The sequence below is a fragment of the Saccharothrix coeruleofusca genome (assembly GCF_014648515.1).
GTDB lineage: Bacteria > Actinomycetota > Actinomycetes > Mycobacteriales > Pseudonocardiaceae > Actinosynnema > Actinosynnema coeruleofuscum.
This window is the reverse complement of sequence record NZ_BMRG01000002.1, coordinates 680,471-695,894: the sequence shown is the minus strand read 5'-3', so window position 1 is coordinate 695,894 and position 15,424 is coordinate 680,471. Positions and strand designations below refer to the sequence as shown.

Genomic DNA, 15,424 nt, shown 5'->3' with positions numbered 1-15,424 from the left:
GCGCGGTTCGTTGATGTAGTGCGGTTGGTACGTGCCAGATACGACTGCGACGCGCGGATCGTCTGGCGGGACCAGGCCCTGGTGAGGGGCCTGGACCGCACCCTGATTCGCGGGGCGCTGCTCAGGTTGTGACCTCAGATTCGGTCGATTCGGTGGACGTCGTGCTGGCAGTATCGCTCTTCTCGCCCGTCTCGACGGAGGCGTGGCGTCGCCGTTGGAGCGCGTCGCGTTCAGCGTCCGGGATCGTCATCGACTCGGCGAGCACGGCGGCGAGCGCGTCCACTTGGGTGTTGTCGATGTCGGCGTGGAAGAGCCACCGGATGTTCTCGTCGCGCGTGATGAGGTCGATCGCCAGGCGTGAATTACTGTCCCGTGCGGTCGTTGCCCGGACGTATCGCACCTGGTCGATCGGGATGTCCTGACGGATCTCGGCTTGCTCGAGGAATGCGTTCGTCCTGGCCATGATGATGCGGCGGTCCGTGATGGCGACCAGTGTCTTCGCTGTGGTCTTGTCCCACGCTGCCGCCAACTTCTCCATCGCTCCATCGACGATCGTGGAAACGGTGCCGAGGATTTCGAGCTGGTCTGAGGAGCCGAGGGCACGCAGGGTCTCGCCGTCCTCGAAGAGCCATCGCAGAATGCGGAGGTACGGCTCGAGGGCCAGCGATTCGGGTGCGCAGATGACGTCCGGAGCCTCGAGCGGAGGGATCGGCGGGTGGAGGGTGTCGGCGAGAGGCTCGATCTCCTTCAGGAGCCGGGCGGAGATCTCGCGGGCTGCCTTCACGTCCTTCCGCTTGCCCAGCAGCGGCCATGTGTCGGGGTCGGGGAGCTCGGCGGTGATCCGCAGTTCCCGCGTCAGCGCGTCGACCAGGCTCGTCGCCTGGGCGAGGGTGGAGTCGAACTTCGTGCGGGTGTCGCGCGCGATGACCTCGGCGTACTGCGCCTCGGCGGCGTCTCCGCGTCCAGCGGCTCTCGCCCTGGCGGCGCGCAGCGCCTGATATCCGGTCCATGCCTTGAGGGAGGACAGGAGGGCGTAGACGTCGAAGGCGATGACCTCGGCGTTCGTCTGCAGGTATTCGCGGTGGCGGCGTGCGTCGGGCTGGCTGATCCGCCCGACGTGGTCGCGGACGTTCCCCTGGTAGAGGTCGAGCTGCTTCTGCAGCAGCGCTCCACTGCCCGCGACGTCCTCCCACAGGGACGTCGGGACCGACTCGATCTCTCGCGCCTGGTCGACCGCGCGATCGACGGCGGTGACGAGCCCAGTCAGTTCGGCCCACTGTTCCTTGCGGATGGTGGTGAGGACCTGACTTGTCACCGCGAGGTTGTTCCTGACGAGGCCCGAGACCTCGCTCAGCATCATCTGAAGGGCGACCATGGCCAGTGCCGGCCCGATCGAGGCCGCGACAGGCGCCTTGCTCACCGCGGTCACGGGGTAGAAGCGGGCCTGGTGCACGACGCGGCCCGAAGCCATCACCGCTCCGAGGTTCCCGCCGTCCTTCGCGGCCAGCGCAGCGCCGCTGTTCAGCAGGGCCTGTGCCGTGTCGCCGATCCTGTAGAGCCCCTGCACGCCGGCGAACGCGTTTCCGAGGTTGCCCGCCACGGTCGACACGTTCCCGATCGAGGCGAGGATCGCTGAGATCTGCTTGCGGTCGGCAGCGGGCACGATGCCGAAGTCGATCAGGTCGGGCTTCAGCTCCGGCGGGACCTCACCGGCGACGACACCCACCCCTGGGAGCACCTCCACCAGGACCGTCGACGTCGTGGAGTCGATGTCCGAGGCGGACGTCGGATCGTCCGCAGCAGGTGAGTCGGTGTCGCTCCGGCCGTTCTCCTCAGGCTCGGCGATCTCCATCGAGTCCGAAGGGTCCTGCATGCGATCTCCTCCCGCAGCCGCGCGCAACGGCCGGACCTCGTCGGCGCTGATCGCCGAAGTCTACGGCTCAATCGTTCGCAAATCGTGGGGCCGGCGCTGAGGACGGGGCGCGGTGCTGGGTCGGGAGGGCGCGGGACAGGGACGAGGGCTCAGCGATCCGAGCTTGACGAACTGCTCGGCTGAGCGGGCCGGTGGCCGACTTCGACGTGCCTGAGGATCCATGTGCGACCCTGCGACGACACCCGCAACGGTCAGGTCCCCGAAGCGCAGGAGCACTGCTATGACAACCCCGGTCTGGGCAGACCGGCTCCTGCCGGGTGACCAGAAGTCGCTGGCCCGGTTCTACCCGCAGGGACCGGACCTCACCGGACTGGTGCTGCGGTCGGTCCGGTTCGAGCGTCGCGGTCCTGGTTGCACGTTGCGCGTTGACCTGCCGGTCGCTTCGGACGTGCCCGGCTACAGTCGCGTGCAGGCGCACCTGGGGTTTCTGGCGGTCGAGGACGTCCGGCTGTCCGGTGGCACGGTGCTCCCGACCACTGTGTCGGTCGAGTTCGAGCAGCGGCCGAGGGCGAGGCTGGCGGTGTCGGTGACCGGTGAGTCGCTGCGCCTGGCGCTGACGTGCGCCGAGCGGTTCCGCTTCGGCAAGGTCAGCGTCCACAACTCGCCGGCGGAGGCGGTGGACGACGGGCCGCACGAGTTCACGAGCAGGCTGGATCAGCGGCTGTACACGGCGGTCCCCGGACCGGAGGTCGACACCTACCATGAGCGCATCTGACCTGTCGGCGTTCGAGCTCTACGCCCTGCACTGGGACGAACGCGGCCAGGCGATCACGGCGTCCTTCGAAGGACCACTGGACGAAGCCGCCCGTCGGACGTGGGAGGCGCCGCCCGAGCACGACTGGGTCCGGTTCCACCTCCGGTTCGCCGCGGTCGAGGACGTGCAGGTGCGCGGCTGGAGCTACCAGTTGCCCACCAGGGTGGAACAGGTGCCGGTGGGGGACCGGGTTTCGGTCGCGGTGACGGGGGAGGACACCGACGTCCGGTTCACCTCCGCCCCCGCCGTGCGGGTGGGGAGCCGGACGTCCAAGGCCGGGTCGTTCTGATCTGAAGTCCTGTGAACGCTGGTCCCCCGAGGCCGGTTCTGTCGCTGATCATGTGATCAACGAGTTCAGGTGGCTGCTGGCAGGTATAGCGGGTATGTGATCGTGACTGGTTGGAAGCCCTGCTTCCGCACCTTGCTGACGTGGTGGTGGAGCGGGTCGAGCCGACTTCGGCGAGCGTGCGGATCTGGGCGTGCACAACGGTGAGGACCGCACGCTGCTCTTCCTGTGGTGTCCGGTCAGGTCGAGTGCACAGCCGCTATGAGGGGTGCTCGAGGTCAACGACTCCCGCTCCGCGGCGTGGTCGTCGCTACGCGACCGTGTTGATCGACGCGATCGCCCACCGACGGGTCGACGTGCTGCCCGACCGCAGGGCCGCGACCGATGGCCGAGCGAGCATCCCGGCGTGAGGATGGTCTGCCGGGACGGCTCGGCCACCTACCTTGCCGCCAAGCTGACATCCACCGGGGCGGCCCTCGCAGGAGACCCCCTCGCGGCCATTCGTCTGGCTTCAAGGTTGACTTCAAGGCTGAAAAGTGTCTAGGGTCGATTTCGACATCCTCGGTCGCAGGAGTATCTGGTGAAGCTCGGTATCATGCTGCCCGTGTCCGGCGTTCACGCTTCGCCGGCGAACATCACGACCATCGCACTGGCCGCCGAACGGCTCGGCTACGACTCGTTATGGACGTACGAACGTCTGCTGCGTCCGATGGCGCCGTTGCTCCCCGGTCCCGACGGTGAGCTGGAGCGCATTCCCGACATCTACCGCGTCACCTTCGAGCCCTTGCAGACCTTGAGTCACGTGGCGGCACTCACCAGCCGCATCGCTCTGGGCACCAACATCGTCAACCCGCTGTTTCACCCGCCGGTCGTGCTGGCACGCAGGTACGCCACGCTCGACCAGTTCAGCGACGGCCGGGTCATCGCCGGGTTCGGCCAGGGGTGGATGGCGCAGGAGTTCGCCGCCGCCGCCGTGCCGATGAAGCGCCGCGGTGCCGGCTTCGACGAGGTCATCGCGGCGATACGCGCCTGCTGGGGACCTGATCCCGTCGAGTACGCGGGCCGCTTCTACGCCATCGAAGCCTCCGAGATCAACCCGAAGCCGGTGCGGGGTGACATCCCGATCGTCATCGGTGCGAACACCGATGGCGGCATCGACCGCGCGGCCCGGATCGCCGAGGGCATCTCGCCGATAGCCTGGACCCTGGACGGGGTGGTCGCCCATGCGATTCGCTTCCGGACGACGGCCGAGAAGGTGGGCCGGAACCCGGCTGCGCTCACGGTGACAGCGCAGACCAACCACTCCATGCGGCCCAAGCCGATAAGTGGGGATCGGCCGTTCCTCGCGGGCTCGCCGCAGCAGCTCGCCGAGGACATCGAGCGACTGCGGGAACAGGAGATCGACGGGGTCCTGTTCGCGTTCCCGCCGTCTGACGACATGGACACGCAGATCGAGATGCTGGAGGAGCTTCGCGCCCTCGTACCTGCGGCGACGGGCGCATTGTGATGGTGGTGTCGTGGGGGCTGGACGCTGTCGCGGTGCGGCTGGTGGTGCCATTCGCCCGGGTTAGGGTGAGTGGCGTGGAAGGCCGGAACGAACCGCGTTGGCTGTCGCCGGACGAGCATGATGCCTGGATCTCGCTGTCCTGGCTGATGGTCAGGTTGCCGAGTGAGATCGACACCCAGTTGCAGCGCGACAGCGGCATCTCGTTCTTCGAGTACCTGGTGCTCGCCGCGCTGTCCATGTCACCCGGCCGCCGCCTGCGGATGAGTGAGCTGGCGCAGCACGTGAACGGCTCCGGCTCCCGGCTGTCCAACGTCGCCAAACGCCTTGAGCAACGCGGCTGGATCACGCGGGCGCCCTCCGCCGAGAACGGCCGCTACGTCGAGGCGACGCTGACCGACGTGGGCATGGCCCTGGTCGAACGCGCAGCGCCGGGCCATGTTGAGACGGTCCGGCGGTACGTGTTCGACGCGCTCAGTCCCGACCAGGTGACCGCGCTGCGCGACATCGGCAGGCAGATCGCCGACCAGGTGGACGACGGGCGTACGGGCTCGTTGCTGAGAAGAGCTATGCGACGGTCCTGACCTCCTGCCGCCCCGTGGCCACGTTGGTGTTCGGTGGCTGGGTACAACTTGACCAACGAGGCTGTCCCAGCGCATCGGTCGCGCTGGTGTGGGCGTGCCGATCATCGAAGCGCTTGGCTGTGATCATCAGCGCTAATGGCTTAACGGGCGTTATGGGGCCATGACGAGTCGCGGTCGATGCGATTCAGTCGTCAGAGTGATGCTGCCCGGTGAGGCGGGGAAACCTGACACCGGCAGCGTGATCCGTGCTTCGGCAAGCCGTCTTCCGTGAATATCCGCAACTTCTGTCATGCCGACGCTAACTGAGTTCAAGAATGAAATCAACCTTGAAATCTCGACTTCGGCTGCCTACGATCAGAGCTATGGGCAAATTGGCTGGCAAAGTGGCGGTCATCACCGGTGGATCTGCGGGACTCGGACTCGCCACCGCTCGGCGATTCGTCAGCGAGGGGGCACGGGTGTTCCTCACTGCCCGGCGGGCCGCGCCATTGGACGCGGCCGTCGGCGAGTTGGGCTCAGCCGCCACCGGTGTGCTGGGCGATGTCACCGACGCCGACGACCTGAACCGCCTGCACGCCGCTGTCGACGCCCACGGTCAAGGTCTGGATGTGCTGTTCGCCAATGCCGGCACCGGGCGGTTCGCCCCGTTCGGGACCACCACACCGCAGGCCTTCGACGAGGACGTCGCAGGCACCCTCCGCGCCACCTACTTCACCGTGCAGGTCCTGCTGCCACTGCTGAAACCGGGCGCCTCGGTCGTCCTGATGTCCTCCGCGGCCGGCTCTGCGGGCGCACCCGGTCTGTCGGTCTACGGTGCTGCCAAAGCCGGTGTCCGGTCGCTTGCCCGAACCCTGGCGGTCGAACTGGGCGAGCGGGAGATCCGCGTCAACGTCGTGAGCCCCGGCTACATCAACACCCACCCGGAAAACGCTGACGCCGTCGCCTACCAGGAAGCAGGTGCCGCCGGCATCCCCCTGCGCCGGGTCGGACAACCCGATGAGGTCGCCACCGCTGTCCTCTTCCTTGCTTCCGGCGACAGCAGTTACGTCACAGGAAGCGAACTGTTCATCGACGGTGGCCGCAACCAGGTGTGACCGCCATCCACCGTGCGAAACGGGTCGGGAATCGGCGGCGACCGCGTTGACGGCGCGACCGGCCACCACCTGGCGGCGCCTCGCTCCAGCTGGTGTTTCCTCGGTCCGACGCCATCGCGGCTCTCGAACCTTGACCACGGTCTGTCACGCGTTCCCGGTCCGGACCACCGGGCACGTTCGTCAGGTCGCAGGTTCAGCGGTTCATGCTTGTCCCGGCCGAGGCGGACGTGTCGGGTGCGTACGCGCCGGAGCCGCAGACGGAGAGAAGGGGCCACGTGAGCATGGCCATCTCCGACGGTGTGTGCGGGCAGTCGCGCTGCAGCCAGTCGGTGGCCACCCCGACGAGCGCGCCCGCGATGCGGCGCTGGACGCGGTTGATGACGCGGGCGCTTCCCTGCGGTCCGAGCAAGCCGCGGTACAGGCTGGCGTGCTTGGCGAGAACGGTGAGGAAAGTCTGCAACGACCCTGTCGGGTCCCGCTCTCGGGGTCGTCGCCGAGGACGGTCACCAAGTTGATCAGCTCGTCGATCCTCGTGCGGGCGGTCTCGGCCAGACGGATCGGCGCGCCCTGCAGGGCGGCATGGGTTCGCCGCACCCGCCGATCGCCTGAGGGAGGGCTGCCTGGCTGTTGCCGCCGGCCTGGACGTCGTCCTGAGCAACTCCCGCGGCCCCGACACCCTCGCCGATCTCGTTGCCGACCTGGGCGAGCACGCCCGTGCCGGTACCCCGCCGACGCCGCGCGGGATGGTGACCTCGTGGTGGCGGCCATCCCGCTCAGCGGTTACCGCCTGCTCCCGGCGGAGGCTCTGGCGGGCAAGATCGTGATCGACGCGTTGAACTGCTACCCGCAACGCGACGGCCGCATTCCGGAACTGGACTCGAACGAGCTGACCTCGAGCCAACTGGTGCAGCAGCACCTGGCTGACTCCCTCGTGGTCAAGGCGTTCAACAACATCGCCTGCATCAGCCTCGGCAGCCGGGCGCGACCCGCGGGTGATCCCGACTGCAGTGCCCTTCCCGTCGCCGGCGACGACACCGCTGCCAAGGCGCGGGTGGCCGCGCTGCTGGACACCCCGGGCTACGACGCCGTGGACGTCGGCACCCTCGCTGACAGCTGGCGCAGCGAACCCAACACCCCGGTCTACGTCCAGCCTTACTTGGCCGGAGAGATGCCCAAGGGCCTTGAGCGGGAGGACGCCTTGCGTTGGCACCAGGCCAACCCTGGCGTCCCGGTTCCCGCCGACCAGGTCAGGAAACTCGCCGACACCGCCGTGCGCGGCGTCGCAGGCGGGTACCTGCCAGGGCTGAAGCCCGCATGAGCGGCGAGTGGCTGATCGACCAGCTTGAGTTCCGACCTCTGAGCGGCTGGGTGAGGCCCTGGTCGACCAAGGGCTTCAGTCGATCGGTGTGCACCACGCTCGTGACGTCGCCGCGTCCGGAGAGTTGTCCGGCTTCCGGTCACAGCGGCTGCGCACCCGGCCGTAGTGCGCACCGCAGGACGGGCAGGACGCGGTCTCCGCGCTCGTGTGCACCCAGATCCGCACACCCGATCACACCCGATCATGATCATGGACGCAATCCGGGGCGGGCGTGGAACCGCAAATAATGTAATTCTCTGCCCATTCGTGCGAAGTGACTTCACCGGAACAGGTCAATAGCTCGGTGACGGGCTGCGATTATTTGCGTCCGGTCGGGTGGACTGACTTGGCGTCGAACTGCGCGCTAGGAATTCTGTCGCCGTCGCAGTACGCTCGGCATCGCTGCTCGACAGTGAGTGGTGAACAGTGGGGAAAACCGCCGAAACGGCGCATTCGCGCTGAGGAGCTGAGTATGAGCTTGATCCAGACCGGTGCCCTGAAACTGAATTCGAGAAATGCTTCGGAGACCACTCCGGGTGACCTCTCCACGTTCACGGAAGTCACCTTCCCCACCCCGTTCCCCAGGGGGTCGGACGTGATCGTGACGGCGAACGTGCAGACCTTCAACGGTCCGCACACCCCGGGGCTGCGGATCGCGAACGTCACGGAGGCGGGCTTCTTCATCCGCATGAACGAGCTGGTCGCCCTCGGAAAACCTCTCAGCGACGGGGTGCACGTGGAGGAGACGATCGGTTGGATCGCTGCGACCGTGTGAGGTGAGCCAAGGGTCGCGCATCGGTGTCCGGGGTCGTCGAGGTGGTGCGACACGCCTGTCGATCGTCGGCTCCCGGACACCGACGGCGCGGGTGCGGAAATGGCCCTCCGGGTTTCCTTGACGTGGGGTTGTCGAGTCGCAGATTTGGAGCGGTATAGATCCTGGGCACGGAGACGGATACGTCGTGCCGGAAATCGTCGCGGTGGCCCACTTCAGTGGATGCCCATGTTCATTGAGTGGCTCCCGAAGTTCGGCCTGTCCTTGGGCGGTCGCGGCGCCGTGCGGGGCGTTGGGGGAGCCGTGAGTGGTTCACTGGTCGGTCGCCCAGGTGCCCAGGGCGTTGATGGCCGCTTCGATCAGGTCGGGGTCCGTCGGAGCGCGCTCGATGGTGCTGCGGTAGTACATCGGTCCGATGGTCATGGCGGCCGCGTTCCGGCTGGTGAGTCCGAGGGCGATTTCGCCACGCGCCTGGGCGTCGTCGAGGGCGGCGGCGAGCCGGTCCGTGAGGACGCGGGCGAACTGCGCGCGGCGGGCGTCCATGGTCCTGTCCCACAGGGCGGTGTTCGCCAGGGTCGTGGAGACGGCGCGCACGTCGTCGAGGTCGAGCTGTCGGGCGATCGCGGTCAGCTCGCGTCGCAGCCATTCCTTGATGGGCGCGGTGGGTTTGTCGAGGAACGGCATCGGAACCGTGGCCATGGCCTCGACGAGCAGCGGTTCGGCCTGGGGCCAGTGGCGGTAGACCGTCGCCCGCCCCACGCCCGCCCGTTCGGCGACCTGCGCGTGCGTCACCGCGGTGGGGCCACTCTCCAGCAGCAGCTCGCGGGCGGCGTTCAGGATCGCTTCCCGGCTGCGCAGGAAGCGGGGGTCTGTCTCACCGGTCACGTCTCGATTCTATGAGACAACTTGACTCGTAGTGAGGCGGAACCGCATGCTGTCGACTATGAGACATTCTGTATCACAGGGGGCGGTTGCCGTTCTCGGCGCGACGGGCGCCACCGGGCGTCACGTGGTGTCGACGGCGCTGCGGCGCGGGCACCGGGTGGTCGCGCTGGTCCGCCGGGCCGGGGCGTTCGCGCCGAGGGAGGGCTTGGCCGAGGTTGTCTGGCCCGATGTCGGGGACGTCGCGGCGCTCACCCGTGCGTTGCCGGGCACGAGCGTGGTGATCAGCGCGCTGGGCGGTGCCGGGAAGGGCCCCACGACGGTCTGCGCCGACGGCATCCGCTCCGCGATCACGGCGATGGAGGCGACCGGCGTGAACCGTCTCATCGCCGTCAGCGCGCACGGCGTGCTGGAGACGCGGGACAGGTCGCTCTACTCGTTGGCGGTGTGGGGGAACGTGGCCGACCGCATGCGCGACAAGGAGAAGATGGAGTCGCTGATCACCGCTTCCGGTCTCCAGTGGACGATCGTCCGGCCGCCGAAGCTGTCCGACCGCGAGGCGACCGGGAAGTACCGGACCGGGACCGACCTGCGAATCCGGCTGTGGAGCTCCATCGGACGGGCCGATCTCGCCGTGTTCCTGCTCGACGAGGCCGAGGCCCCGCGATACGTCCACGCCCACCCGCGGATCACGCGATGAACGCCGACCTGATGAACAAGGTCGCCGTCGTCACCGGCGCGACCAGCGGCATGGGCCGGGTCATCGCCGCCGACCTCGTGCGCGCGGGAGCCCACGTGGTCACCATCGCCCGCGACCCCGCTCGTGCCGACGCCCTGCGCGCGCACCTGGGGCCACAGGCGGCGAACCGGCTCGAGGTCGTCACGGGAGACCTGTCCCGACGCTCGGACGTCGTGGCCTCGGCGAAGACGATCGCGGACCGGCACGACGAGATCCACGTCCTGGTCAACAACGCGGGCGCGCACTTCCCCGAGCACCGCGTCTCGGTCGACGGCGTCGAGATGCACATCGCCCTGGACCACCTCGCGGCCTACGGCCTCACCGCCCTGCTGGACGGACCGCTGCGCCGAGGCCGTGCGCGCGTGGTGAACGTCGCCAGCGACACACTCAACGACACCCGGCAGATCAAGCTCCTGGGCAGGCCCCGTCCGGCCACGCTCGACCTGACCGATGTCGATGACCTCGCGGAACTCAACCCCGCCAACGGTTTCGTGCCCTTCGAGGCCTACGCGCGCGCCAAGCTCATGACCGTCACCGCAGGCTACGCCCTCGCCCGCGACCTCGCCGCCGACGGCGTGACGGTCAACGCCCTGCACCCCGGCATCGTCGCGACCGGCATCGTCGACGACCTCGTGCCGCCGGTGCTGCGGCCCGCGCGCACGTTGATCCGCCGCACCATGCTGACCCCCGCCGACGGGGCGAGGACCGCGATCCGCCTCGCCACCGACCCCGCCCTAGCTGGAGTCACCGGCCGTTACTTCAACCGTGACACCGAATCGAGCACTCCGCCGGTGTCGCACGACCGCGACACGCAGGAGAAGCTCCTCGCGCTCAGCCGCGCCCACTTCGCTGAGCGGATGCGGTAGCTCGTCCTGCGCCAGTTCGGTCGACCTCCGCTCGCGGGCCACGGCTTGCTCGCGCTCGCGGCGGACTTCCTGCCGGGCGTGTTCCGCCTCTTGCCGGTTCCTCGAGGCGGAGGAAGTCGGCCAGCGCGCGTTGCGCCGCGGTGAGCGTGCGCAGCCCGGAGGGCACGGGCGGTTCCGGCTCGTAGTCCCAGTCGCCGGTCTCGTCGTGGTTGCGCAGGTCGAGGATGAGGTGCGGGTGTGCGTCATAATGGCGTTCGACCAGTCGGTTCGGGTCGCCGCGGAAGTCGCCCCACCGGTACTCGTTGACGAAGTTGGTGGCGGTGATGCGCGCATGGGTGGGCAGCGCGCCTCGGCTTGGGCCTTCGCGTCGAGCGGCCGGTCCAGCGCGGCGAGTTCGTAGTACTGCTACTCGCTCAACGCCCACCTCGCTTCGCGACTGCGGGGAACGGCGTCGCGCGGAAGCCCGAGTCCTCTCCCAGGTGGAAGAACACGTGCCCGGTGAGCGTGCCGTCCTCGGCGAGCACGGCCCAGCCACGACCACTGGCCTGGTCCATCTCGTCGTTGCCCTCCCAGCTGAACTCCACGAAGGGCCTGCCGTCGCGCTCGCTCCAGCGGCAGTCCATCCCGCCGTTGACGGCGATGAAGCCGAACTCGCCGGTTCCGCTCCGGTCGAATTCGATGAACCCCGGCTCGACGAGGTCGATGGCGTCCTGGTCCCACTTGTCCATCTCCACGATCCGCCACCGGCCGGTCACGGGCTTCGTGGTCCTCGCCACTGGTCGTCTCCTCGGGGCGAATCGCGTTCGGGCGCGGTCGAGTCGGGGTGAAAGGGTAGCGACGAGCAGGCAGTCGCGTGGCTGCGGCGTGCGGGCTGAACAGGTGACGACCGCACTGCCAGTGATGCCGTTCAGCGTCGTGGAACTGCCCAACCAGCGAAGACCGGACGGCGCCAGCACGTCTTTCCGGGCTGGCTTCCGCGCCGGGTGCGCGTGGCGTGGCGGACTCCACCGTTGTCCCGCGTGCGCGCATTGACCGGTGATCCGTTCCACCGGTCTGCGATCATGCTGCGCCATGGACCGTTACCAGCAATTCCGCCACGCGGCGATCGATCGAGGTTTCCCGGACGACGAAGTCGACAAGTTCGCCGATCAGCTCCGTTTCGCGGTCTGGGCGGGTGCTTGCGGTGACGGTGAGGAGGTCGTCGGGCAAAAGGGAGGGCTGCCCCGGCTGCCGGTGGGTGTGGAGTGGCCGAGCAGCGAGGCCGGGTCACCGTTGCCGTTCATCGCCTCCGTTGACTGCGCGGCCCTTCCCAGGGCCGAGGGACTTCCCCTGCCCGAGGACGGCTCGCTGCTGTTCTTCCTGCACCACGAGAGCGACTACGAGGAACCGCTCGGCGAGTCGGGGTACGCGCGGGTCCTGTACGTCCCGGCGGGCGCGGAGACGGTGGTGGCGGCTCCGCCGCCCGACCACGACAGCACGAGGTTCTTCAACGAGAACATCCCGTTCCTGCTCCCCGAGTACCGGCTCACCGCGTGGGTCGAGGCGGTGCTGCCGGATTGGATCGGCGACGAGGAGGAAGCCGAACTCGCGTCGGATCTCGTGAAGGAGCTGCTGGCTGACCTGAAGCACCTCGACGAGCTGTGCGAGCTGGTCGACGAGCTCTGGCCGCCGCGCGAGGGGGCCACGTTCTACTTGGGCGGGTACTGCGGGGAGATCGGCGGCCAGGACCCGCCGCGGGCGATCATGGCGGACGCCAACTTCAGGAACCGGCACGGAGCAGGCCCCGACTTCTCGAATCCGGAGCAAGTCCGCCTGTACGACGAGGAGGAGTACCGGTTCACCCGTGAATGGGTGCCGCTCGCCGAGTTCCGCACGAACAGCGATTACTACTACGGATGCTTCATGATCAGTCTCGATGACCTGGCCGCCAGGCGCTTCGACAGGATGCGCTCGTTCACCATGTTCACCGAATAAGCGGTCATCTCGACCGGAGGCGGGGCGCGGCCAGGGGCCGGGACCGGGTGACGCGTCTGGCACTGGACGGGCCACGTCGTGTGGTTACCATCCGTGGGGCCCTCGCGCTGGACGGGCAGGTCGGGAACGCTCCGTCCGCGTCCGGGTCGACCACCAGCGGGCCTACCTCGTCGTCGAGGCGCACGCCGCCGGACTGCTCGTCCGAGCGGGGCGGCGCCGAGAGCCCCGGCGCGGAGCACGGCGTCGTGGTGGAGCCGGGGGCCTCACCGTTGTCGATCGAGGACGCGGGTGACCGCGGGAACGGAAACGGGATGCCCGAGGAACGGCTGACCATGCTCGAGCGCGCCGCGCTGCTCGTGCTGATGGCGGAGGCCCGCGAGTTGACCAACGCCGAACTGCGGGACCTGGCGGGCTTCACGCTCGACGGCGCGCACCGCCGCCGCCTCAACGACCTCGGACTGGTCACCAGCACCAAGGTCGGCCGCGCCTACGTGCACGACCTCACCGACGAAGGCGCCGTGCGGTGCCAGGCCGAGTTGTCCGCTCCTCGGCCTCCCAGGGCCGGTTACGCGGGTGGGGCCCTCTACGTGCTGCTGGCGGGCCTGCGACGCCACTTGGAGATCACCGGTGGCACCCTCGGCGGTCTCTTCACCCCGGACCTGCGCCACCGGGTCGAGGCCGCGTACCGCGTGCTGGCTCCCCGTGCCGGCGACTCGGTGTCCCTGCGCGTGCTGCGCGAACACCTGGACGACGTGCCGACCGATCGGCTCGACCGGGCGCTGACGGCGCTGGCGGAGCGCCCGGACGTGCACCTGCGGGCCGAAGCCGACCAGAAGTCGCTCACCGAGGCGGACCGGCGGGCCGCGCTGGTGCTGGGCGGCAGTCCTCGCCACACACTGGCGATCGAGGCGGCCGGATGAACGAGGAGCAGCGCCACGCGCTGTCGTCGGTGCAGTTCGGCTGGGCGGTGACACCGGACGACATCTGGAGTCCCATGCACCACCACGTCGACGGTCTGCACCCGCGTGCCGTCGACGGCATCACCCAGGCCGTCGCCTCCGCCGCGCGACGTCCGCAGGGCAGCCCCATGGGCATCGTGCTGCGGGGCGAGCGCGGCGTGGGCAAGACGCACATGCTCGGCTGGCTCAGGCAGCACGTGCAGCGGCAGGGCGGGTCGTTCTTCCTGCTCAAGCTCCTCGACGGGCACTCGTTCTGGGCGGGCGCGGTGCACGGCGTGGTCGGTGGCCTGCTCGACCGCCAGGGCGGGCAGCTGGGCCGCCTGCTCGGCGAGCTCGCCCGGCTCACCGGCCAGGACCGGGAGACGAGCATGCGCCTCACCGGCACCCTGCCGGTGCGCGGGCAGGACATCGAGGCGCTGCTGGACGGGCTGCGCTCGGTCGACGCCCAGGTCGCCGTCGAGTGCCAGGACACCCTGCGGGCGCTGGTGCTGTACCGGGCGAAGGGCAAGGCGTGGGAAGCGGGCAACGCCTACCTGGTCCTGCCCGAGGGGGTCGAGGCCGCCGACCGGGCGGAGTGGGGGTTCCGCACCTCCTCCCGGCCGCCGCAACTGCTGCTCGGCGACCTGTCCAGGATCTTCGCCCTGGTCGGCCCGGTCGTCATGGCCGTCGACCAGGTCGACAGCGTGATCACCCAGGCCGCCGACTCGCCGGGGGAGGCGGCCCTGGTCGACCGCCTTGCCGACGGGCTCATGCGGGTGCGCGAGGAGACCAGGCGCACCATCGTGGTGGTGGCCTGCCTGCCGCGCTCCTGGAAGCTCATCCAGGACCACGCGGTCAACTCCGCGGCCGACCGGTTCCGCGTGCTCGACCTGCGCACCGCCATGCCCAGCGCGGCCGTGGCCACCGCCATCGTGGAGCGGCACCTGGCGGGCCTCTACGGCGAGATCGGCTTCACGCCGCCGCACGCCACCTGGCCCGTCCACCCGTCGGCGTTCGCCGGGCCGGACGTGGCCCACTGGACGCCCCGACGGCTCCTGCAGCGCGTGGACGAGCACATCCGCTGGTGCCTCACCCACGACACCGTCGAGGAGCTGCGGGACTTCGCCGCCACCGCGGTCGAGCCCGAGGCCCAGCCGACCGCGGTCGCGCGGGAAGCGGACGAGCTCGACGCCCTGTTCGCCCGCCTGCGGGACACCGCCGACGTCTCCGCCCCGCTGGACCACCAGCGGGAGGACGAGCGCATGCAGGCCCTGCTCGGCGCCGCGCTGCACTGCTTGGTGCTCGAACGCGGCGCCAACGGCCCGGCGCTGACCGTCGACGCGCCGCGCGGCGGCAACCCGCCCCTGCACGCCCGGCTGCGCCTGACCATCGACGAGGCGGGCGAGGGCGAGGTCCACTGGAGCTTCCGCGCCATCGCCCACCCCCACCCCCGCGCCGTGCTGGCGCGGCTGAAGTCCGCGCAGCTGGAGGCGGAACTGCGGCAGGGCAACGACAAGCGGCACCTGGTCGTGCTGCGCAACACGGCCTTCTCCGGCGGGCCCGCCACGGCGGCGGCGCTGGCGGCGTTCCGCTCCGCCGGTGGCCTCGACCTGCCGATCGCCGAGAGCGACCTGCGCCTGTTCAGCGCGCTGGAGAAGATGCGCGACCAGTCGCCGCCGGGATTCCTGCCGTGGTTGCTCGCCCGCCGCCCCGCGTCCTCCTCGCAGCTGCTGACCACGGC

General features: G+C 69.3%; 15 protein-coding genes and 2 pseudogenes. 13 read left to right on the top strand and 4 right to left on the bottom strand.

Going from position 1 to position 15,424, the window contains the following annotated elements:
* Positions 1 to 121: 121 nt before the first annotated feature.
* The gene (locus IEZ00_RS07975; protein ID WP_189222472.1) at positions 122 to 1,873 is read right to left on the bottom strand and encodes a hypothetical protein; all 1,752 of its coding nucleotides are present in this window, start codon (positions 1,871 to 1,873) and stop codon (positions 122 to 124) included.
* Positions 1,874 to 2,153: 280 nt separating this feature from the next.
* On the opposite strand from IEZ00_RS07975, the gene IEZ00_RS07970 reads away from it, so the two are divergent.
* The 6 genes and pseudogenes from IEZ00_RS07970 (at position 2,154) to IEZ00_RS07950 (ending at position 6,155) form a co-directional block, all read left to right on the top strand.
* Positions 2,154 to 2,648: a hypothetical protein gene (locus tag IEZ00_RS07970; RefSeq protein WP_189222471.1), complete on the top strand. Its 495-nt coding sequence runs from the start codon at positions 2,154 to 2,156 to the stop codon at positions 2,646 to 2,648.
* Positions 2,635 to 2,976 (top strand): hypothetical protein, encoded by a 342-nt coding sequence (locus IEZ00_RS07965; protein ID WP_189222470.1) that lies wholly within the window; start codon positions 2,635 to 2,637, stop codon positions 2,974 to 2,976. Before IEZ00_RS07970 ends, IEZ00_RS07965 begins: the two co-directional genes overlap by 14 nt.
* A gap of 287 nt (positions 2,977 to 3,263) precedes the next feature.
* A pseudogene (locus IEZ00_RS36385) lies at positions 3,264 to 3,424 on the top strand (ISL3 family transposase); the annotation flags it as partial.
* A gap of 129 nt (positions 3,425 to 3,553) precedes the next feature.
* Positions 3,554 to 4,480 (top strand): TIGR03619 family F420-dependent LLM class oxidoreductase, encoded by a 927-nt coding sequence (locus tag IEZ00_RS07960; protein ID WP_189222469.1) that lies wholly within the window; start codon positions 3,554 to 3,556, stop codon positions 4,478 to 4,480.
* Positions 4,481 to 4,512: 32 nt separating this feature from the next.
* The gene (locus IEZ00_RS07955) at positions 4,513 to 5,061 is read left to right on the top strand and encodes a MarR family winged helix-turn-helix transcriptional regulator (protein ID WP_229795235.1); all 549 of its coding nucleotides are present in this window, start codon (positions 4,513 to 4,515) and stop codon (positions 5,059 to 5,061) included.
* Between the two features lie 362 nt (positions 5,062 to 5,423).
* Positions 5,424 to 6,155, top strand: coding sequence for an SDR family NAD(P)-dependent oxidoreductase (locus IEZ00_RS07950; RefSeq protein ID WP_189222468.1), 732 nt, complete (start codon positions 5,424 to 5,426; stop codon positions 6,153 to 6,155).
* Positions 6,156 to 6,348: 193 nt separating this feature from the next.
* On the opposite strand, the gene IEZ00_RS07945 is transcribed toward IEZ00_RS07950, so the two are convergent.
* Positions 6,349 to 6,615, bottom strand: coding sequence for a TetR-like C-terminal domain-containing protein (locus IEZ00_RS07945; RefSeq protein WP_189222467.1), 267 nt, complete (start codon positions 6,613 to 6,615; stop codon positions 6,349 to 6,351).
* A gap of 294 nt (positions 6,616 to 6,909) precedes the next feature.
* Between IEZ00_RS07945 and IEZ00_RS07940 the strand changes: the two genes are divergently transcribed.
* Positions 6,910 to 7,473 carry an NADPH-dependent F420 reductase gene (locus IEZ00_RS07940; protein WP_229795233.1) on the top strand — a complete coding sequence of 188 codons (564 nt, stop codon included), beginning with the start codon at positions 6,910 to 6,912 and terminating at the stop codon, positions 7,471 to 7,473.
* A 511-nt stretch (positions 7,474 to 7,984) separates the two neighbouring features.
* Positions 7,985 to 8,287: a hypothetical protein gene (locus IEZ00_RS07935; RefSeq protein ID WP_189222466.1), complete on the top strand. Its 303-nt coding sequence runs from the start codon at positions 7,985 to 7,987 to the stop codon at positions 8,285 to 8,287.
* Between the two features lie 309 nt (positions 8,288 to 8,596).
* Here the strand turns inward: IEZ00_RS07935 and IEZ00_RS07930 are convergent, their stop codons facing one another.
* A complete protein-coding gene (locus IEZ00_RS07930; protein WP_189222464.1) occupies positions 8,597 to 9,169 on the bottom strand; it encodes a TetR/AcrR family transcriptional regulator in 573 nt (190 codons plus the stop codon).
* 46 nt (positions 9,170 to 9,215) lie between these two features.
* On the opposite strand from IEZ00_RS07930, the gene IEZ00_RS07925 reads away from it, so the two are divergent.
* Together IEZ00_RS07925 and IEZ00_RS07920 are read left to right on the top strand one after the other, a co-directional pair.
* Positions 9,216 to 9,866, top strand: a complete 651-nt coding sequence (locus tag IEZ00_RS07925; protein WP_306344662.1) for an NAD(P)-dependent oxidoreductase — start codon at positions 9,216 to 9,218, stop codon at positions 9,864 to 9,866.
* On the top strand, positions 9,863 to 10,771 hold the full coding sequence (locus IEZ00_RS07920; protein WP_189222460.1) for an SDR family NAD(P)-dependent oxidoreductase: 909 nt from the start codon (positions 9,863 to 9,865) through the stop codon (positions 10,769 to 10,771). Before IEZ00_RS07925 ends, IEZ00_RS07920 begins: the two co-directional genes overlap by 4 nt.
* A gap of 413 nt (positions 10,772 to 11,184) precedes the next feature.
* Here IEZ00_RS07920 and IEZ00_RS07915 read toward each other — a convergent pair whose 3' ends face one another.
* Positions 11,185 to 11,547, bottom strand: a complete 363-nt coding sequence (locus IEZ00_RS07915; RefSeq protein WP_229795231.1) for a hypothetical protein — start codon at positions 11,545 to 11,547, stop codon at positions 11,185 to 11,187.
* Positions 11,548 to 11,842: 295 nt separating this feature from the next.
* Between IEZ00_RS07915 and IEZ00_RS07910 the strand changes: the two genes are divergently transcribed.
* The 3 genes and pseudogenes from IEZ00_RS07910 to IEZ00_RS07900 all read left to right on the top strand — a co-directional run.
* Positions 11,843 to 12,745, top strand: a complete 903-nt coding sequence (locus tag IEZ00_RS07910; protein WP_189222458.1) for a DUF1963 domain-containing protein — start codon at positions 11,843 to 11,845, stop codon at positions 12,743 to 12,745.
* Positions 12,746 to 13,056: 311 nt separating this feature from the next.
* Positions 13,057 to 13,665: a hypothetical protein gene (locus IEZ00_RS07905; RefSeq protein WP_189222456.1), complete on the top strand. Its 609-nt coding sequence runs from the start codon at positions 13,057 to 13,059 to the stop codon at positions 13,663 to 13,665.
* Positions 13,662 to 15,424, top strand: a pseudogene (locus tag IEZ00_RS07900) (helicase HerA domain-containing protein); the annotation flags it as partial. The gene IEZ00_RS07905 and the pseudogene IEZ00_RS07900, both read left to right, overlap by 4 nt.